The 20,773-nt window shown below is 43.9% G+C and carries 14 protein-coding genes and 2 pseudogenes; 9 read left to right on the top strand and 7 right to left on the bottom strand.

Annotation, left to right across the window (positions count from 1 at the left end; translation table 11 throughout):
• The first annotated feature begins 79 nt into the window (after nucleotides 1-79).
• The 4 genes from C9I89_RS07370 (at nucleotide 80) to C9I89_RS07355 (ending at nucleotide 4,014) form a co-directional block, all read left to right on the top strand.
• Nucleotides 80-424 carry a DUF3802 family protein gene (locus C9I89_RS07370; protein WP_107282697.1) on the top strand — a complete coding sequence of 115 codons (345 nt, stop codon included), beginning with the start codon at nucleotides 80-82 and terminating at the stop codon, nucleotides 422-424.
• Nucleotides 425-618: 194 nt separating this feature from the next.
• Nucleotides 619-1,356, top strand: a complete 738-nt coding sequence (locus C9I89_RS07365) for a tRNA-uridine aminocarboxypropyltransferase (protein WP_107282696.1) — start codon at nucleotides 619-621, stop codon at nucleotides 1,354-1,356.
• Nucleotides 1,357-1,688: 332 nt separating this feature from the next.
• A complete protein-coding gene (gene nagK, locus C9I89_RS07360; RefSeq protein ID WP_107282695.1) occupies nucleotides 1,689-2,615 on the top strand; it encodes an N-acetylglucosamine kinase in 927 nt (308 codons plus the stop codon).
• Nucleotides 2,616-2,772: 157 nt separating this feature from the next.
• Nucleotides 2,773-4,014: a DEAD/DEAH box helicase gene (locus tag C9I89_RS07355; RefSeq protein ID WP_107282694.1), complete on the top strand. Its 1,242-nt coding sequence runs from the start codon at nucleotides 2,773-2,775 to the stop codon at nucleotides 4,012-4,014.
• A gap of 70 nt (nucleotides 4,015-4,084) precedes the next feature.
• Here C9I89_RS07355 and C9I89_RS07350 read toward each other — a convergent pair whose 3' ends face one another.
• A complete protein-coding gene (locus C9I89_RS07350) occupies nucleotides 4,085-5,167 on the bottom strand; it encodes a ketoacyl-ACP synthase III (RefSeq protein WP_170107648.1) in 1,083 nt (360 codons plus the stop codon).
• A gap of 253 nt (nucleotides 5,168-5,420) precedes the next feature.
• Here C9I89_RS07350 and C9I89_RS07345 point away from each other — a divergent pair, with 253 nt between their 5' ends.
• Nucleotides 5,421-6,404 (top strand): Gfo/Idh/MocA family protein, encoded by a 984-nt coding sequence (locus tag C9I89_RS07345; protein WP_107282693.1) that lies wholly within the window; start codon nucleotides 5,421-5,423, stop codon nucleotides 6,402-6,404.
• 130 nt (nucleotides 6,405-6,534) lie between these two features.
• Here C9I89_RS07345 and C9I89_RS07340 read toward each other — a convergent pair whose 3' ends face one another.
• Nucleotides 6,535-7,839: an SLC13 family permease gene (locus C9I89_RS07340; protein WP_107282692.1), complete on the bottom strand. Its 1,305-nt coding sequence runs from the start codon at nucleotides 7,837-7,839 to the stop codon at nucleotides 6,535-6,537.
• A 777-nt stretch (nucleotides 7,840-8,616) separates the two neighbouring features.
• Entirely contained in the window at nucleotides 8,617-9,294 is a 678-nt protein-coding gene (locus C9I89_RS07335) for a SanA/YdcF family protein (RefSeq protein ID WP_107282691.1), read from the bottom strand.
• 741 nt (nucleotides 9,295-10,035) lie between these two features.
• Between C9I89_RS07335 and C9I89_RS07330 the strand changes: the two are divergent.
• Nucleotides 10,036-11,478, top strand: a pseudogene (locus C9I89_RS07330) (chitinase); the annotation flags it as partial.
• Nucleotides 11,479-11,542: 64 nt separating this feature from the next.
• Here the strand turns inward: C9I89_RS07330 and C9I89_RS07325 are convergent.
• Both C9I89_RS07325 and C9I89_RS07320 read right to left on the bottom strand, forming a co-directional pair.
• The gene (locus tag C9I89_RS07325; protein WP_107282689.1) at nucleotides 11,543-13,231 is read right to left on the bottom strand and encodes an NAD-dependent malic enzyme; all 1,689 of its coding nucleotides are present in this window, start codon (nucleotides 13,229-13,231) and stop codon (nucleotides 11,543-11,545) included.
• Between the two features lie 294 nt (nucleotides 13,232-13,525).
• Nucleotides 13,526-13,810, bottom strand: a pseudogene (locus tag C9I89_RS07320) (ATP-dependent RNA helicase); the annotation flags it as partial.
• Nucleotides 13,811-14,092: 282 nt separating this feature from the next.
• Between C9I89_RS07320 and sbcD the strand changes: the two are divergent.
• Together sbcD and C9I89_RS07310 are read left to right on the top strand one after the other, a co-directional pair.
• The gene (gene sbcD / locus C9I89_RS07315) at nucleotides 14,093-15,340 is read left to right on the top strand and encodes an exonuclease subunit SbcD (protein WP_107282687.1); all 1,248 of its coding nucleotides are present in this window, start codon (nucleotides 14,093-14,095) and stop codon (nucleotides 15,338-15,340) included.
• A complete protein-coding gene (locus C9I89_RS07310; protein WP_107282686.1) occupies nucleotides 15,337-19,023 on the top strand; it encodes an SbcC/MukB-like Walker B domain-containing protein in 3,687 nt (1,228 codons plus the stop codon). The genes sbcD and C9I89_RS07310 overlap by 4 nt, the downstream gene beginning before the upstream one ends.
• Nucleotides 19,024-19,160: 137 nt before the next feature.
• Here C9I89_RS07310 and cspE (C9I89_RS07305) read toward each other — a convergent pair whose 3' ends face one another.
• Together cspE (C9I89_RS07305) and cspE (C9I89_RS07300) are read right to left on the bottom strand one after the other, a co-directional pair.
• Nucleotides 19,161-19,370, bottom strand: coding sequence for a transcription antiterminator/RNA stability regulator CspE (gene cspE / locus C9I89_RS07305; protein ID WP_107282685.1), 210 nt, complete (start codon nucleotides 19,368-19,370; stop codon nucleotides 19,161-19,163).
• A gap of 405 nt (nucleotides 19,371-19,775) precedes the next feature.
• On the bottom strand, nucleotides 19,776-19,985 hold the full coding sequence (cspE, locus tag C9I89_RS07300) for a transcription antiterminator/RNA stability regulator CspE (RefSeq protein WP_107282684.1): 210 nt from the start codon (nucleotides 19,983-19,985) through the stop codon (nucleotides 19,776-19,778).
• Nucleotides 19,986-20,416: 431 nt separating this feature from the next.
• Between cspE (C9I89_RS07300) and C9I89_RS07295 the strand changes: the two genes are divergently transcribed.
• Nucleotides 20,417-20,722 (top strand): DUF496 family protein, encoded by a 306-nt coding sequence (locus tag C9I89_RS07295; protein ID WP_107282683.1) that lies wholly within the window; start codon nucleotides 20,417-20,419, stop codon nucleotides 20,720-20,722.
• The last annotated feature ends 51 nt before the right edge of the window (nucleotides 20,723-20,773 follow it).

Genomic DNA, 20,773 nt, shown 5'->3' with positions numbered 1-20,773 from the left:
ATTCCGTGCATTGAAGCATTGTAATTCTAATCATTAGCCTTACAATTAATAAAATTGTAAGTATTATGAATGAATCATTATGGTAGTTGAATCTGAAGGTTATCACGCGCTGATTGAATATTTTACTGAGCACCTTTCGCTGTTTGAAACGGTGAGTTCTGATGTATCTACAGATACCGTTGAAGATGTTGTGACCGATATGATTGCAACAAACTTAATGGTCGTGTTTTCTCAAAATCCTGACTTAGAATCAGATTTTCGCTTTATGCTGATGCGAGAAGCGGATGCGGTGGTTGATGACCTGAGTGAAGTATTAGCCGGCGCATGGCGTCGGTGTCCGACGAATGAACAGGTTACTTTCTTAGAAGACTATATCGGCCTGGTAAAAAATCTATTTGATAGTGCAATCGGCTTGCACAATTAATTGCCCGCTAGAATATATCGGTGATTTAGTGATAAAGACGGCTTAGGTCGTCTTTTTTGTTGCTGTCGTTTGGATATTGTTCTGATAAAAATGATGCTATGTCGTCATTATTTTCTTGCAGAACGCGACTTTTGATTGCAAGTAAATCATGCACCAGTAAAATGCTGGCGTTTTGTTTTAGATAATGAGCCGCTATGCGCATTCACGCTGTACATGATTTATATGAAGAACGACTTGCTCGTTCAACCCGACCATTTCGAGCGCGAGGCTGTAAGGTAGAGCGTTGTCGTCATTGTATGCTACGCACTCATCTCTGCATTTGTAGTGAAAAACCAACAGTTGAATCTGATGCTGCTTTCTTGCTGGTGATGTTTGATGATGAGATTCTAAAACCGAGTAATACGGGACGACTCATTGCGGATTTGTTTGAAGACACGTTTGCTTATATCTGGTCTCGTACCGAGCCCAACCAGGCAATGCTAGAGCTGATCAATGATCCGCAGTGGCAGCCTTATGTGGTTTTTCCCGCAGAATATGCCGCCCCTGAGCGAATCGCGACTCACGTTGAGCTTGACGAGGGCAAACGTCCGTTATTTATCATGCTCGATGGCAGCTGGGCAGAAGCAAAGAAAATGTTTCGTAAAAGCCCGTATCTGGACCGATTTCCGGTGCTGTCGATTAGCCCGGAAAAGCCTTCTCGCTACAAGGTAAGAGAAGCGTCAAAAGAGAATCAGCTTGGTACCGCCGAGGTTGCCGCCCGTATTATTGATTTGTTTGGTGAAAGCGATAATGCAGAAATTCTTGATCTTTGGTTTGATGTGTTCCGTGAAAATTATATTACCGGAAAAATGAACCGTCTGTTGCCTGATGATGCAGCAATTAACATGCTAAAAGATAAATTGGCAACAAATCTTGAATTCACAGCGGCCTGAACCAAATTCAGTGTTGACGTTACTGGGTATAAAGAAATGGATTTCTTTGTTAAAAAACAACCTGATAATGAGTACAACACAGCTCTAAATGTAATATTTTGCTGTTTCTTTCAGCAAACGCGAGCGGCTACCGGAAAATCGCACACTAAATTAGCTATTGGTCACAGTCTGTAGGTGTAGATGTGTGGATAATTTTTTCAGTTTTATTTGATAAAACCCTTCTGCTATTTCGTTCAACAACACTTTTTTGTTCTTGAACGAAATAGTTGCAGTGAACAGCGACGATCAAGTTTTGAATGAAAGGTTTTATTTTTAAATTTAGGGAGTGAAAGATGTACTACGGCTTTGATGTAGGCGGAACCAAGATTGAATTTGGTGCATTTGATGAAAAACTTGAGCGTGTAGCAACAGAGCGTGTAGCAACAGAGCGTGTAGCAACACCTGGTGATGATTACGATAAACTGGTTGATACTATTGTTGATATCATCCAAAAAGCCGATCAGAAATTTGACTGTGCAGGCTTAGTCGGCATCGGTATTCCTGGCATGGAAGACGCGCGTGATGGTTCGGTATTAACCTCGAACATTCCTGCTGCCAAAGGGCGCTTTTTACGTAAAGATCTAGAAGCAAAACTCGGCCGTAGCGTGTCTATTGATAATGATGCAAATTGTTTCGCGCTTTCTGAAGCATGGGATGAATCGCTGCAAGATGAAAAATCAGTATTAGGTTTGATCCTGGGTACGGGGTTTGGTGGCGGTTTAGTGTTTGATGGCAAAGTGTTCTCGGGCATGAATCACGTAGCTGGCGAACTAGGCCACACTCGTATGCCTATCGATGCATGGTTCCACTTAGGTGAAAAGGCCCCGCTATTTGCCTGTGGCTGTGACAATAAAGGTTGTATCGATAACTATTTATCTGGTCGTGGTTTTGAGCAGCTATATGCCCACTATTATGGCGAAAAACTGAAAGCGATTGAGATCATCAAGCTTCATGCTGAAGGTGAAGAAAAAGCCGTCGAGCATGTTGAACGCTTTCTGGAATTGCTGGCAATTTGTTTTGCCAATCTGTTTACTTGTTTAGATCCGCACGCTGTTGTATTAGGTGGCGGTTTATCTAACTTTGAGCTTCTTTACGAAGAGCTACCGAAGCGTATACCTAAACATCTGCTCTCTGTTGCGCGTGTACCGAAGATTGTTAAAGCAAAATACGGTGATGCGGGCGGTGTTCGCGGAGCTGCTTTCCTGAATATTCAAAAGTAACCAATTGGTATAATCACTGCCTCACTGATAAAAAGCACCGGAACGGTGCTTTTTTGTGTCTGAAATATATCATCACATTATTAGTATTAAATGTGATTGGTCAAAACATATCTGCTAAAATCCGCGCTCTATACTGTTTCATTTGTAGGAAAACATAATGTCATTTCAAGCATTAGGCCTAAATAGCCAGTTAGTCGACGCCGTCACTGAGCTAGGTTTTAATACGCCAACCCCCGTTCAGCAACAAGCCATACCACAAGTGTTGGAAGGGCATGACATTATGGCCGGTGCACAAACAGGAACCGGTAAAACGGCTGCTTTTGCTTTACCCATGCTGCATCGTTTGCTGGAAACTGAAAATACAGACAAAAAAGCTAATGCTATTCGTGCCTTGGTTCTAACACCAACCCGTGAATTAGCACAGCAAGTATACGATAGCGTGGTTTCTTATAGCAAAAATGTACCGGTAAAAGTGGCTGTTGCTTACGGCGGTACCAGTATGGGGCTTCAGGTTAAGGTCCTGAAAGCGGGTGTTGATATTCTGATTGCTACCCCGGGTCGTTTATTGGACCACGCTTTTGTCGGTACGGTTGATCTGTCCCGTGTTGAGTGTTTAGTGCTGGATGAAGCCGACCGCATGTTAGACATGGGCTTTCTCGTAGACATAAAACGTATTATGAAGCGGATGCCAGCGCAGCGTCAGACACTGTTTTTCTCTGCGACTTTCTCTAAACAAGTTAAGACGCTTGCATACGCGATTCTTAACGAGCCTAAATTGATTGAAGTAACGCCGGCTAACAGTGCCGCCGATAGTGTTGAGCAAATTGTGTATCCGGTCGATAAACATCGTAAGCGTGAATTACTGTCACACTTGATCGGAGCCAGAAACTGGCATCAGGTACTGATTTTTACCAAAACAAAGCAAGGTTCAGATGCGCTCGCGAAAGAGCTCTCTTTAGATGGCATTAAAGCGGTTTCAATTAACGGCGATAAGAGCCAGGGCGCCAGACAGCGTGCGCTGTCAGAATTCAAAGATGGAAAGGTCAGAGCGTTAGTTGCGACAGATGTTGCTGCCCGAGGGCTTGATATTGAACAGCTTGGCTTTGTGGTCAATTATGATATGCCTTTTAAAGCTGAGGATTATGTTCATCGTATCGGTAGAACGGGCCGCGCAGGCTTGACTGGCCGTGCTATTTCATTGATGAGCCATGATGAGGAGTGGGCACTGCGAGCGATTGAAGAACTACTCGATAACCGACTACCTCAGGAATGGTTAGAAGGTTATGAACCTGATCCTACACTGGCTCCAGTGGATAATCGCCGTAGCTCAATATTAGAGAAGCGCAGGGCCAAAGCAAAAAGTAAAATCCATAAGAATCGTGGTCGCCGGCTGCGCTAGTGGTAAAGCTATTGCCAGCAATAGAAAAGCCAGTCAAAACTGGCTTTTTTAATCGCATAAAAGACGATGATTATGTCTCTTTTTGAGTAATGCAGTGCTCAATGGCGTTTTTTAGTAAATCTTTGGCTGACTGTTCACATACCGGTAACTCAATGTCGGATTGATGGACTGGTGTGGTACGTTCCCCCCACTGGATGACGGTGGCACCCCAGGTCAGGCCAGCACCAAATGCTGCTGATAATATTTTGCTGTTAGGTTTGATACGGCCTTCTTCGACAGCTTCACAAAGTGCGATTGGCACTGTTGCAGCCGAGGTATTGCCATATTTATGGATATTAATAAATGCTTTATCGAGTGGGATCTTAGCGTGTTCGCATAGCGCTTCGATAATACGCTTATTTGCCTGATGTGGAATAACGACGTCAATATCACTACTGCTAAGCTGAGCGCGGTCAAGTACGGTATTGGCTGCCGTTCCCATGCCTCGAACCGCACGACGGAAAATATCACGACCGACAAAGTGGAAATCAAAATGACCGGCGTCAGGATTAAACCTGTCCATTGCCGTACCAAATTCAGGAATGGCTAAGACATCTCGTCCTTTAGGATCACAACCTAATTGTGCCTGTAGTACGCCAACCGGCTTATCACTTTTACTTAATACGACTGCACCTGCACCATCACCAAATAACACTGCGGTGTCGCGTTTGCTCCAATCTAAATACCACGATAAACGTTCAGCACCGATGACCAAAGCATGTTGGTAGTTTCCCGCCTGGATCATACGGGTGGCGGTCTCAAGACCATAAAGAAAGCCGGTACAAGCCGCATTCATATCGAATGCTGCGGCTCTGCTTGCGCCAAGGTCACGTTGAACCTTCGAGGCAATATTAGGGATCAATGTATCTGGTGAACAGGTTGCGACAATAATAAGATCAAGTTCGTCAGCATGAATTCCTGCAGCGGCTAAGGCTCGTGCCCCCGCAATTTCGGCAAGTTTCGAGGTGTTAACATGGCTGATATGGCGTGATTCAATTCCTGTTCGGGTTTGAATCCATTCATCAGAGGTATCGACAAAAGTACTTAGTTCGTCATTTGTTAAAATGGCTGGTGGTAGGCATTTTCCCCAGCCAGTGATTTCAGCGTAATACATTATATTCTCTTCACTATTAATCATGGACCAGTGATCACTTATATGGCTGTCAGGAGCACTAGTGTGTTATTTGAGATGGTACACCAATCGAGCGGCTGAACTCCGCATCTTGAGGTGGTTTGGTTATACTACTCCATGCAGACTTTAGTGCAATGTTCAGGCTCGCAATATTCCAACGCATTTAATTCTCTATTATTGGGTGTTTTTTCAATGGATAATGGCGATAAATCGAGTAAAAGAACAAAGGATTATGATGATACGTTTTGGTGTAATTGGTACCAATTGGATTACCGACAAATTCATAGAAGGCGCTCACGCCTCTCAAAAGCTGCAACTAACGGCAGTGTTTTCCCGTCAGTTAGATCGAGCAGAAGAGTTTGCAGCCAAGCACAATGTACAAAATAGCTTTGATAGTCTGGAAGAGATGGCTGCCAGTGACACTGTTGACGCAGTATACATCGCAAGCCCTAACTCTCTTCATGCCTCGCAAGCTAAGTTGTTTATTGAGCACGGTAAGCATGTTATCGGAGAAAAGCCGTTAGCTTCAAATATCCTTGAAGTTGAAAACCTGATTTCATTGGCGCAAGAAAAAGGGGTTGTGTTATTTGAAGCATTAAAAACAAGCTATACCCCGAATTTTAATGTGATCCGAGAAGCACTTCCTAAGCTGGGTAAGTTGAGGAAAGTGTATTTCACATACTGCCAATATTCTTCCCGTTATCTCCGGTTTCTTAATGGCGAAAATCCTAATACGTTTAATCCCGAATTTTCAAACGGGTCATTAATGGATATTGGTATCTACCCGTTAAGTGCGGCCATTGCCTTATTTGGTGAGCCAAATAGCTTTACCGCTCAGGGAGTAATGCTTCACTCAGGTGTTGATGCCCATGGCACTTTAGTACTTCATTACAATGATTTTGATGCCGTTATTACCCATTCGAAAGTCAGTAATGGGTATGTTCCGAGTGAACTGCAAGGTGAGCAAGGTACATTGCTGGTACAAGGTATTTCTGATTGTGAATCGGTTGAACTGCATCGAATGGGTGAACCGTCAGTGACGTTGTCACAATGGCAGAATGACAATACCATGATCTATGAAGCAGAGGAGTTTGCGCGATTAATTGAACTGCAGCAAACCATGCATCCCGGCTTGGCGCGAACGCAAATTGTCAGTGCGATCATTACCCGAGCCCGTGAAATTATAGGTGTTCGTTATCCTGCCGATGAAATTGTTTGAGTGGGCATTATCTTCATTATGTTCAGGTAACAGGTAGTAATAAATAATATTGAAAGTAAGATAAAAAGGTGGCCGATATGGCCACCGAAGCAGGAAACGTAGCACATTATTATTAGATTTATTTAAGTGCTCACCAGAATATCCAAGCAAACAGCGTAAGTGCAATAATGCAGGCAATGTTGAGGTAAATACCGACTTTCAACATCTCGCTCTGTTTAATGTGACCAGAACTAAAGACAATAGCGTTAGGCGGCGTTGCCACAGGCAGCATGAATGCACAAGAAGCGGCGATTGCTATCAGAGCTGCACTCGCTGTGTTGCTTGCGAACTCAGTTAAGAACACCACGAAACCGGCAACAACTAAGATAGTGAAAAACAAACCAGCTTGTTCAAGAAACCCGCTCAGGCTGTGGGCCAGGAATACACTGGTGCCTGTTGCTTTAAGAATGTTACTCAAACAGATACCACCACCAAATAATAGCAACACACCCCAGTCAGTCGATTTTTCAATATCTTTCCATGAGACCACACGGGAAACACCTAGAAGTACAACAGCAAGCAGGGCGACTAAGGTATCGAATTTACTGAATCCACCCAGAAATGCATTAACAGGCTTGCTGAAAATCCACAAGAAAACAGTTAAGGAAAAGATAGCCAGGGTAATCAACTTGCCGTTATCCCACTGGACTGGTTTATGATCAAGCTCGAATGTATGCTTTAAATTTGGTTTTACAATGGCATACAGTAACGCGACGGTAATAGGAAGCAGGATAAGTGCAACGGGAACACCAAATGCCATCCATTCCGTAAAGCTTAAGCCAACTTCCGCGGCTGCTATCGCATTTGGCGGGCTGCCAACAACGGTTGCAATACCACCAATACTTGCACAATAAGCAATACCTAAAAGCACGAACACATAGGTGCTACGCTCACTTTTGGCATTGACTTTATTTAGAATACCTAACACCAGTGGCAACATCATCGCAGTGGTTGCGGTGTTGCTGATCCACATTGAAAGGCCTGCGGTCACACCAAAAAGCATAAATACGGCAACCGACATTTTTCCTTTGGCTATAAGCAGTACTTTGTCAGCAATCGCCTTATCAAGATCCTGTTTATGTAGTGCCGCAGCTAAAGCAAAGCCACCTAAAAACAGGAAGATAATGGGATTGGCAAAGTTGCTAAGTGCTTGTGGGGTTTGGAATATTCCAAAACCGACAGCGAGTAAGGGAACGATGATCGCAGTGATACTGACGTGTACCGCTTCAGTCAGCCATAAGACAGCAACAAAGGCCAATATACTCAGACCGATGACAACCTTTTTATCAAAAGGCAGGGTATTTAGCAGAACGGCAAACAATATAATATCAGCCAGGAATATCATGCTATTTCTATTAAGTAGCCACTTTTTCAGTGTCAGGGTTAAGGCTGTCATATACTTTCCTTCCAATGGTTTTATGTTGTGTATAAACGCACCACAACGTTATCGTCGCCATGGATGTTACACGCTACAAATGGGATGTTAATACCATGATATTGTTTTGTTGCGCCTGAGGGGTGTTGGTTGTAAAAATTGTGATATGGTTAGTCAGTAATGTGTGGAAACCTACCCGTTGGGTGCTTTATCAACATAGGATGTCATAAGGCATTATCAATGCCGACAGGCTTTTTATTCTTTAAGATATTATTAGATTGGTTGTCTTCATTGTTTCATACTGACTATTAACATTATTTAATAACAAACTTTTTATTTTCACCAATAAAACATTGATTATAAAGGCGGCAATAGCAATACACAGAGCGTGACTAGCATCACATAAGTTGGTTTGTATAATAAAACTGATGGATATGCATTCAGTACTTTTTGTACTATGTCGTTGTTAGGAATTATAAAAAAACATAAATTTAACGGATTATTTAAGGCTAGGTTATTATGAGTTCTAAGGATGCCCCAATGCGTAAGCGTGTTCACGCTGACGTACAGGCACATATCAAAGAAGTGCGAGAAAAATTTCTAAAAGAATTTTCAGATAAAGAAGATAAATTAGAGTGTGCTAATGCATGAGTGATTATTCATTATTGATATACCAATTATGAATATTGTTTTAAATTGTAATGTACAAATAGCCAATATAATTATCTATTGGCTATTTTTTCAACTGCGGTTTGATATTCATCGGGATAATTGCCCTTTAGCATAGTTGGGTAAATGTTAATTTATTGGTTCAGGTCCTTCAAGTTCTAGCTGTAATGTTTCAATTGGTTCTTTAGGTCCAAGAAAACGCGGCTTAACATCTAAGATGTAGAGGTCAATGACCGCTTTAACTCTTGCCAGTACTTCTCGCAGGCGTATTTTTAACCCTGCAATACCTTTAGGTTCAGGGGCGGCCAGGCAAATAGCATCTATGTCGTTGCTTTGGGCAATGAATAACGCCCGCTCACAGTGAAATTTCTGAGAAATGATCAAAAAGTGGTCTGCATCAAAAATGGTTTTGGCTCTTACTATTGAATCAAGAGTCCTGAATCCTGCGTAATCCAACACAATATCCTGCTCTGGAATGCCAGCTTTCAACAGGTCTCTTTTCATTGTCCAAGGCTCGTTATATGAACGATGAGCATTGTCACCGCTAAGCAAAAAAACTTTAATTTTGTTTTGCTTATATAGCTCCAGAGCTGCAGTCATACGGTAGGTGTAATACGGGTTCAGAGTCTTAGCAATATACTTGCTTGTGCCTAATACAAGCCCAATAGAGCGGGCTGGAATCTGAGAGATATCACTAAATATACGTTCAGATGTTTGAGCTGAAACCCACCGATCAATGACTAAAGTCATCGCCAATAAAACGATACAGAGAACTGCAAAAATACGTAGTGAAGAGAGCAGTTTCATAATCATCCTAATCTATAACCGAGAAGGTAATTCTACCTTAATCAATTGATAATATACTGTTATTGATAATATTTTGAATTATATAATATTCGTCTATTACTGGCTACATCATGGCCCCCCCCTTTAGCTGTGGGAAAAATCTACTTCAACACTATCGCTATTGGAGCAGAACGCAAGTCGTCGATCAGTCTAGGGGCGTAAATCAATCTTGGTTAAAGAAGATATCACTCTATTCATTTCTCCACGAAACAGAAAGAAAGCCATGAAGCACCCAATGTGAACTGTTTTAACAAGTTTGAAATGCATCGCATATATAAAAACAAATCCCCACACCAGATATCAGAATTTCCATCTGAAATCATGATTACGTTAAAGAGTTTGCCGACCAAATGCCACAGTAACTGATAGAAGTGGCAATTAAATTCTAAAAGTCACAATCCCTGTAGAGAGTTCAGTACAAATCTAGTCTTGGGTAACTCAACCGCTCGTCTTATAGTGACACCACAGCGCCAGTTAGTGAATAAAGTCATACAAATTAATGGTTTGTAATTACTCTGCTCGCCAATAGAAAGCGTGATAACTGCAATGGAAACGCCATATACCTTAGTTTGCCGAATACCTTTGGGCTATCTCTTTTATGATAAATATACCCTCCAGAGCGCAGCATTAACAGGCTATTGGAAGATATGCAGTAATAAATAGAACCAACCAATAATCTATACACCTACAAGGAGTTTTTATATGTCCAAACTAAGTCTTTTGTCGATGTTAATCGGCTGCAGTTTTGCAGCGAACAGCTTTGCGATGAATCCACAACCCGATCCGCAAAATCCTACTGGTTACATTGTTTCGCGTGTTGAGCTTAAAGCTGCCGAAGACGCGCAAACGGCTAACCCAATGTATGCCGTCTGGGCAAAAGCGCTCGAAACGCGTCCAAATATCATCGTTGACGCCATTGAGCCAAAAGCGGCTAGCAACCCAGAAAACGTTAAACGGGTAGAAAAAGTTTTCCCACAAGAACAATGGGACTTCCTGACCCAAATGGCAAAAGAAAAAGCGCCTGAGTATACATATACTCGCTTCCTGCGCGCCATTGGTAAGTTTCCGGCATTCTGTGGTGAATACACCGACGATCGTAAAAGTCAATCAGATGCAATCTGTAAAAAATCGATCATTACGGCATTTGCCCACTTTTCACAAGAGACTGGCGGCCACATTTCTAAAGAGAACATTTGGGATAACCCACTTGGCCTTGAAGAATGGCAGCAAGCCCTAGTACATGTGCGTGAAATGGGCTGGTCTGAAGGCCAGGAAGGTTACACCACAGGTTGTGGACAAGATGATTGGCAGAATAAACGCTGGCCATGTGCTGCTGGACAAGGTTACTTTGGCCGTGGCGCCAAGCAATTGTCTTATCACTTCAACTACGGCGCTTTCTCAGAAGTGATGTACGATGGCGATGCCTCTGTACTGTTGAATAACCCTGGCTTGGTTGCTGATTCATGGCTGAACCTAGCTTCTGCAATCTGGTTTTTCCTTACGCCGCAAGCGCCTAAGCCCGCGATGCTGCATGTGATTGACCGCACGTGGACACCTTCACAGCGTGAAATCGATGCAGGTATCGGCTACGGTTTTGGTACCACAATCAACGTGATCAACGGTGGTATCGAGTGCGGTGAGCAAAACAAAACTAAGGGTCAACCTGTTAACCGTATTCGTTACTGGGAAGGCTTAGCTGCTCACTACAACATCCCTGTAGAGTTGGATGAGGAAAACACCTGCTGGCAGCAAACGCCATATGGCAGCCTGAACCTAAATGGTGCAACAGATGTGCTATATACCAACTGGGATGGCAACTGGAAAAATCACGCTGACCGCCCAGGTGGCGTGTCGTTTGAGTGTGAACTGGTTGGTTTCCAAACGGCTTACTCAGCTCTCGTTCCAGGTGACTACGAGAAATGTGTAACCAACTTCTATCGCTCTCATGCCAACTGGCCAGAAGTGCGTGTAGTCGAGAAAATTGACTTACCGACTGAACCGACAGACCCCAATGCCTGGAAGGCAAACACAGTTTATAACCAGGGGGAGCGGGTTGTCGTTAATGGTGTGACTTATGAAGCTAAGTCTTGGACACAGGGTGACAACCCAGAGCTAAGCGATCAGTGGGGACCTTGGAAAAAAGTTTAATTTAAACTTTTCCTTAATAAAAAGCCCGCAGGGTAGTGCGGGCTTTGACTATGCAACTGAATTAGAACGAGGTACGTTTGTAACGACGGTAGTGTGACTGCCAGAAGTTTTCATCGATCTTTTCTATGATTCGCTCATCAGTGTTTTTGGGTGCTTTACGCTGTTCAACCGCTTTCTTGGCAACAGCAAAAGCGATTTTACGAGAGACTATCTGAATATCCTCCAGTGGAGGAAGAAGAGCACCATGGCCATTGATGGCTAATGGTGAGCATTCAGCCAGAGCACGACTGCTTTCCATCAGCATTTCATCCGTTACGCGACGAGCACCAACGGCAAGTACGCCCAAACCAATACCAGGGAAAATATAGCTATTATTGCACTGAGCAATAGGGAATGTCTTACCATTGTGGAGCACAGGATCAAATGGTGAACCTGTTGCAACCAATGCATTACCATCTGTCCAGCGAATGATATCAGCAGGCATTGCTTCAACGCGGCTGGTTGGGTTGGATAATGGGAACACGATTGGACGTTCACAATGTTTATGCATTTCACGAATGATATCTTCACTGAATAAGCCCGGAACACCAGAAACACCAATTAGAACGGTTGGTTTAGCATTACGCATTACATCCAGCAGTGAGACGTTGTTATCTTGAGTATCCCACTCCGTTAGTGCATCGCGTTTCTGTACCAGTCGCTGTTGGAAGTTGATCAGATTCGGCATATCGTCGATCAGCAGACCCCAACGGTCAACCATGTAAACCTGGCTACGCGCCTGTTGTTCAGAAATACCTTCTGATACCATCTGCGCAATAATTGCTTCGGCAATACCGCAACCGGCAGAGCCAGCACCGAGAAAAGTGATGCGCTGTTCAGACAATTTGCTGCTTGCCGCTTTACAGGCTGCAAGTAAAGAACCCACGGTCACAGCGGCTGTACCCTGAATATCATCGTTGAAGCAACACACTTTGTCTTTGTATCGCTCAAGCACAGGCATCGCATTTTTCTGAGCAAAATCTTCAAATTGGATCAATGCATCAGGCCAGCGCTGTTTTACGGCCTGAATGAATTCATCAACAAAGTTGTCGTATTCCTGGCCGGTAATACGAGGGTGACGCCAGCCCATGTACATAGGATCAGACAGACGTTGAGGGTTGTTTGTACCTACATCCAGTACCACTGGTAGCGTGTAAGCCGGGCTAATACCACCACAAGCGGTATACAAAGAAAGCTTACCAATTGGAATGCCCATGCCTCCAATTCCTTGGTCTCCCAGACCAAGAATACGTTCACCGTCTGTCACCACAATAACTTTGACGTTATGGCGTGACGCGTTGTTCAGCATGTCTTCAATACGATCACGGTAGGGATACGAGATGAACAAACCTCGGCCACGACGATAAATATTCGAGAAGTTTTCACAGGCCGCACCTACAGTAGGGGTGTAGATGATTGGCATCATTTCGGTGATATGATTTTCTACCAGGCGATAGAACAGGGTTTCATTGGTATCTTGGATGTTACGAAGGTAGATGTGCTTATCGATATCATTATCAAATTTTTGGTATTGCTGATAAGCACGGTCGGTTTGTTCTTCTATGGTTTCAATCGCTTCAGGAAGAAGACCTTCCAGGTTAAAGAACATACGTTCTTCAACAGAGAATGCACTACCTTTGTTTAGCAGAGGTGTTTCAAGCAGAGCGGGGCCTGCATAGGGAATATATAAAGGTCTTTTATCGTTGTTCATGCAATAGACTCTGTTTTTCGTCTTGGAAGAGAAAATGAAAATAACAGCGATACTTTCATTTGAGGCGCTAATCCTAGACCGTCAAAGCGCTTAATTCAAAGGGGAAAACGAATATTTTCGAGAAAGTGATCATGTTTTCAACATTTAATGTAGATCTTAGTAGCCTTCACTATCTAAGTGCTGAAAAGATTACGCTGTCTATGGTTGATTTATGGGGCTATATGCTAAATAGGTAAACAAAAACCGTATATTTTAATGTTGCTATTCTAATGAGGATTAAATGAGCACTTCGTCTTATTTGACATCGATAACTCGGCTGGCTTTTTTATATTGAATTTTCCACCCAGACCAGCGTGGCAGTTCCCAGCGTTTCGGGTCATTTTTACGATTGCCGCTGGCGTAAACAACATAAACCCGTTTTCGTGAAACATCATATTCCACGGTAAGGTTCAGCTCGGCAAGCGTGAGTTTACGTGGAAACTCAGCATTAAAGTTATCGGCTTCCCATTCAGGAATACCCGTAAAGACAAAATCATCATTGTGAAAAAGCATAATGTCATCGACAGACTCAATCGGTAACAGCACTGGCGTATAAATCCACACAACGAGAGGTGCGCCTAGTTTACCCGGGATTGCCCATTGAAAGCACATTGGATGGGGTCAAACGCTTAATTTATCGTCATGAAAACCAGAAAAAACGTGTAAACTATCATGCATTAACATCATCAGCTGTAAATCTGAACTTGTGATCGGGTTTTAAACATCGACTGGTTAAATTCAATGTCACAGCTATAGCTTGCGAAGAGCGATACAATCCACCTAATTGCAGCAAGCAATATATTTGATCCTAGAGCACACATCATGCGAATTTTGCACACCTCTGATTGGCACCTTGGCCAGCATTTTATTACCAAAAGCCGGGCGGCTGAGCATCATGCCTTTATTACATGGCTATTAGAACAAATTGTTCAACACCAGATCGATGCCGTGATCATCGCCGGTGATGTGTTTGATACCGGTGCGCCACCCAGTTATGCCCGTGAGCTGTATAACCGCTTTGTGGTTGAAATAAACAAGCTTGGTTGTCAGTTAGTTGTGTTAGGAGGAAACCATGATTCGGTTTCAACCTTGGATGAATCCAAAGGGCTGCTGGCGTATTTAAACACCCAGGTTATCGCTAAAGTTCAGCCCGATCTCGATGAGCAAATTGTGGTGCTTAATAACCAGCAAGGTGAAGCCGGGGCTGTGCTGTGTGCCATTCCTTTTATCAGGCCGCGAGATGTGATGATCAGTCAGGCCGGAGAGAGCGGAGCCGAGAAACAGCAAGCATTAGGAAAAGCCATCAGCGAGCATTATCAAGAGCTTTATCAACGCGCTGTTAAGAAAAGAAGTGAGTTTACTCAGCCTCTGCCTATTATCGCCACCGGCCATCTAACGGCAATGGGGGTGAAAAGCTCAGATTCGGTACGGGATATTTATATCGGTACACTAGAAGCCTTTCCGGCCAGTGCATTTCCACCGGCCGACTATATCGCGTTAGGTCATATTCACCGCCCGCAAGTTGTTGCTAAATCAGATCATATTCGCTACTGCGGTTCGCCAATACCGCTTAGCTTTGATGAATTGGGCAGTCAGAAACAGGTGCTGGTGGCTGAATTCAATGATGGGAAACTGGCTAAGCTGGATGCTTTGGAAGTCCCTCAGTTTCAGCCTATGCAGGTGATTAAAGGCGATCTGGATAGTATTGAAACGCAATTGAATACACTGGCGGGCTACGATGGGGCGTTGCCGATTTGGCTCTACATTGAAGTTGAGACTCAGGATTACCTGAACGATCTGCAGCAACGCATTCAGGCGATGACAGCAGAGTTGAATGTGGAAGTGTTACAGCTGCGCCGCTCACGCACCAATCGACAAGCTCAGATTGAACGTGAGGAAAAAGAAATGTTAGCCGAGTTAACTCCTCTGGATGTATTTGAACGACGGTTAGCTCAAGAGCAGTTTGATACTGAACAAGATCAGCAGCGTATTACACGTATTCGTCAGACTTTTTGTGACATTGTGGAAGAAGTGACTGAACCCGCCAGTGATCTAGAAGGTAAAGCATGAAAATTCTGAGTTTACGTTTTAAGAATATCAACTCGCTGAAAGGTGAATGGAAAATTGATTTTACCCAGGCACCTTTCTCTGACAATGGATTGTTTGCGATCACCGGCCCCACCGGTGCCGGTAAAACCACTATTTTAGATGCGATCTGTCTTGCTCTCTACCACCGTACGCCAAGACTAAATAACATTTCCAAAGTCACGAATGAATTAATGACACGTGGTACCGCTGACTGCCTGGCTGAAGTGGAATTTGAAGTCAAAGGAAAGGGATACCGGGCATTTTGGAGCCAGCGCCGCTCTCGCGATAAGATCGATGGCAACTTACAAGAAGCCAAAGTAGAACTGGCCACAATCGATGACGGTAAGATTCTCGCTTCGCAAGTGAAGAAAAAAGCCCAATTGATCGAATCATTCAGCGGGTTGGATTTTGCGCGATTCACCAAATCTATGCTGCTTTCCCAAGGTCAGTTTGCCGCGTTTTTGAATGCGGATGCCAATGAGCGTGCCGAGCTGCTGGAAGAGCTTACCGGTACTGAAGTGTATGGCTTAATTTCAGAAAAGGTTCACGAGCATTTTACTACCACCAAAAACGAGCTGGCACAGCTGAAAGCGAAAGCCGATGGGGTCGAGCTGTTGACCGCAGAGCAGCTGGAAGCGCTGTTAGAGCAACAAATCCAGTTGTCGGGTCAGGAACAAGATGCAGAGAAAACACAGCGGCAGTTACAAGCCCACCAACAGTGGTGGGAAAAGGTTATTGCTGCCACAAATGCGGTTGAACAGGCTAAAAGCAAGTTAAGTCAGGCCCTGCTGCAGCAACAGCAAGAACAAGCAAGCTTAGAGCGTTTAGCGCAAAGTGAGCCGGCAGAAAAGATGCGCTCTCAATTTACTTTGCATCAGGCGGCGACGGAAAAAGCAGCCCGGGCCAAAGGTGAACTTGAACGGTTAACACTGGCATTACAGCAAGCGGGTGAGAAAGCTGAGCAGGCTAAACAGCAGTATAAACGGGCCAGTGACCGGTTCTCGCAAGCGAAGCAGGCCCAGCAACAGCTGGACATTTTGCTGAATGAGAAAATTGTTCCGCTTGATGCTGAATGCAAACAAAGTTTTGATGAGCTAACCAAGCTTCAGACCCTGCAACAGGCTCAGGAAGAACAAAGTAAGCAGGTGGCTGAGCAGTTACAACTGCGCGAAGTTCAGACACAGCAACATAAAACGAAACTAACTGAAGTGGTGTCGTATCTGACGCAACACAGCAACGATGCGGCCTTAGCCGAACAACTACCACTCTGGCAAGCGCAGTTTGCCCGTCTGGGGCAGTTGGCCAAAGGTAAAAACGATCTTGAGCAACGCCGTGTCCGAATTGATAAAGAGATCACGCAGCTGGCGGAAACCCAGCAGCAGTACCAACAAGCATTAGCCGGTAAAACTCTGCAGGTTGAGCAGAGTAAGGCTGAATTAATTTCTGTCGAACAAGCAGTATCTCAAGCCTTAAAAGGCAGCGATGAAAGTAAAATAGAACAGGAACACCGCTTATTGGCAGAGCAACACGGGCTGCGGCTAGAATTGCAGGCGCTGGCACAACAGGCTCAAAAGTGTCATCGCGAACAAGAACAACGCTTAGCAAGACAGACAGAATTAACCGCGACCAGCCAACAGTTGGATAAACAGATTGACACCCTGCGAGGGCAGTATAAAGACAAGCGAACGCACCTAAAAGATCTCGACAGGCTAATCGAACAGGAAAAGCGCATTACAGATTTAACTGAAGAGCGCGCTAAGCTGCAACCGAATGACCCCTGCCCGTTGTGTGGTTCGAAAGAGCACCCATTGGTGGAAAGTTATCAAGCCTTAAATGTATCGGAGACCGAGCAGCGTCGCCAGCAGGTTGTAACTGAGTTAGACACGATCGAACAACGTGCCAGTAAGCTGAAAGAGCAGTTGAATAAAGAGCTGGTAGAGTTAAGCGAATTGACCAAGCGGCTTGAACAGCTCACGACAGAACAGACCGAACTGCAGTTAAAGTGGCAGCAGCTCAGTGATTCATTGCAAATTGAACTGGCAATCACCGAACAGGAACTGCTATCGGCTTACCTTAATACCGTTCAACAACAGCAGAAAAGCTTATCAGCACAGCTTGAGCAGTTGAAACAGCTTAATCTGCAGAAAGTGACGGCTCAACAAGCCGTCGTCAATGCAGAACAGGCTGAAAAAGAGGTAAAACATCACATTGAATTAAATACCCAGCAGGGTGAAAACCTTGATAAGGAGATCTTGCAAGTCAGCACCGAACTGGAACAACTTGGTCAGGAACGGCAACTACTTGATGATAAGTTAACAGCGCAGCTGGCTAAATTAGATCTCACGTTACCAGAGTCCGATCAGATTGAAACCTGGTTAGACCAAAAACAGCAAGCGGCAGCAAGCTGGCAACAGGCAGAAAAAGAGCATCAGTCATGTCAAGAAGCATTGAAGGCTCTGGAGATTGAAACGACGAACCTGCTTGAAAAACAGCAAGAGATCGGTAAGCAGTTGCAAATCCTGTCGTCACAGCAGCAGAGCGTAACGATACAACTGAACGAAAAACGGCAGCTCAGGTTCGAACTGTTTGGAGAAAAATCGGTAACGGATGAGCGTCATAATGCGCAGCAGCTGACGCAACGCAGTGACAGTGAACATCAGCAGGCACAAAGCGCTCATCAGCTGGCGGATCAGGCACTGCAAAATCTGACGGGGCAATACAGTACTGCTGAGCAAAATCACCGCGATCTTGCTCAGGATGCACAAACTCAACAGCAGAAGTGGCAGACACGATTGGTATCTAGCCCGTTTGCGACGCATCTGGCTTTTGAGGCAGCCTTGTTAGCGGAAGAAGATCGTGCAAGGCTGGTTAGCTTAAAGCAACAGATCCACGATCAGTTAGCGCGAACTCAGGTTCTGAAAGAGCAGGCAGAAGAAGCTTACGCAGATCTGCATGCTAAACCAGATCAGCAACAATTGGCGCAAACACCATTAGAACAAGTGGCCGAACAGCTAGCTACCATTAGCGCGACGCTGAGAGAGATCACCCACCGACAGGGTGAAATTAAACGTAGCCTTGATGACGATAGTCAGCGCCGCAGCAACCAGAAGTCGCTGTTTGCACAGATTGAACAGTGGCAAGAAAAATACGACGATATTGCGTATTTGCATGCATTGATTGGATCGCAGAAGGGTGACAAGTTCCGTCGCTTTGCCCAAGGGTTAACGCTTGATCATTTGGTTTATCTGGCAAACCGACAGCTTGATCGCTTACACGGTCGTTATTTACTGCAACGCAAACAAAGCGAAGCGCTAGAGCTTCAGGTACTTGATACCTGGCAGGGGGATACCGTGCGAGATACCAAGACGCTCTCTGGTGGTGAAAGCTTTCTGGTCAGTCTTGCCTTAGCGTTGGCATTGTCTGATTTGGTCAGCCACAAGACCAGCATTGACTCTCTGTTTCTTGATGAAGGGTTTGGTACCTTAGACAGCGAAACCTTAGACACCGCCCTTGATGCCCTTGATAGCTTGAATGCTTCAGGAAAAATGATTGGTGTGATCAGCCACATTGAGGCAATGAAAGAGCGGATCCCGGTGCAGATTCAGGTGAAAAAAATGAATGGGCTAGGGGTTAGCCGATTGGAAGATCAGTATTATGTCAGGTAGGTGCTTAGCTTATCAACGAATGGGTATATATCCACCTAGCTATGATCCGCCTGATTAAGGGCGGAACTATTGAAAATTAATAACAAAAAAAGGGTATCCTAAGATACCCTTTGTCAATCTTACAAACTTAAAGCGAATTAGATACGCTCAACGTTTGCAGCTTGAGGACCTTTCTGACCTTGTTCAACGTCGAAAGATACTTTTTGGCCTTCAGCCAGAGATTTGAAGCCGTCACCAGCGATAGCACGGAAGTGAACGAATACGTCAGCGCCGCCGTTGTCTTGAGTGATGAAGCCAAAACCTTTCTCGTCGTTAAACCACTTAACAGTACCAGTTGTTTTAGACATGACATGTCTCCTGAAATTTGTATTTAAAATCACGCACTACGCGTACTTAAGCCAAAATAATGTATTACTTATGGACAAAAGAAGAATGAAGCTTCAGGACAACGACACTTATTATTAAGTGGTGTAACGAAGTTTTCGTTTTCAATTTCAATTTGCTGCATAAATAGGACCGCATTACAGGCCAAAACTATTAAGCCACAGGGCTATTTTGAGGGCAAGGCATTAGACTTAAAATCAAATAACCAGAATTAAGAATTGTGATGAAAGTAGCATAGTAGCTTGAGTAAAAGATAGGAATTAGAAGAGCTTAACGAAAAGTTGACCTGATTATAAAGGCTTGTGTCACTATGGTCAGGTGATAAAAAAAGGGCCGAACAGCCCTTTTTTATCAAATCTAACATAGGACTACATTTTTTCTACATTAGCAGCTTGTAAGCCTTTAGGACCTTGCTCCGTTTCATATGTAACTTTGTCGCCTTCAGCCAGTGTTTTAAAGCCGTCACCAGTGATAGCGCGAAAATGAACGAATACATCAGCACCGCCGTTATCCTGAGTGATGAAACCGAAACCTTTTTCTTCATTAAACCACTTAACGGTACCTGTTGCTTTAGACATGTTGTCTCCTGGATTCTCTACATCAATACGTTATAGCCAATAACAATTTAACTTATAGTGACAATTGAAACTTGAACATCTTCAGGACAACTTTCTTAAATTAAGAATTGTTACACGAAGCTTTCGGTGTTCAGATTGCTGCATTTCTGTCAAACAACTACTGGTCTACAAAAAGAGTAGGCATTGATATGCCAATTGCAAATATTGAAGTGGAAAATTTGTGATGACATTCACGCAGATAGGTGTAAACCTGTACTGAAGTAACAAAAATATGCCTATTGACTATGATATCAGGCGTCTGAATCGGCATTGAACGTAATCAATGAACCATAGATAAAATGGAGAGGATTCTATCTGTGACTTGAGGTTGTGCATGACTTTCTGTTATAACGAAGCGATTAAGATTTTATAGATTCATAAAAGGATAAAATATGAGCAATATCTTAGATCTAGTACGACAGACGCGCCGTAAGAATAAGCTGAAGCGTGAAATTTTGGATAACGATCGTAAGATCCGTGACAACCGTAAGCGTGTTGAGCTGCTTGAAAACCTTCTAGATTACATTCGACCTGAAATGACTCAGGAAGCGATTCTCGAGATCGTAGAAAATATGAAGGGTGATTACGAAGATCGTGTAGATGATCACATCATCATCAGCGCTGAGCTGTCGAAAGAGCGTCGTGAAGTGAGCAAGAACGTAAAAGAACTGAAGAAAGCCGAGATCGCTGCTAAGTAGTCATCAACCCTTTTTTCAGGTATTCAATTATTAGATTATGATTAATTGATA

It is taken from the genome of Photobacterium lipolyticum, from assembly GCF_003026475.1.
Lineage (GTDB): Bacteria > Pseudomonadota > Gammaproteobacteria > Enterobacterales > Vibrionaceae > Photobacterium > Photobacterium lipolyticum.
Note: the sequence above shows the minus strand (reverse complement) of the source record. Positions and strands in the feature narration are given on the sequence as shown.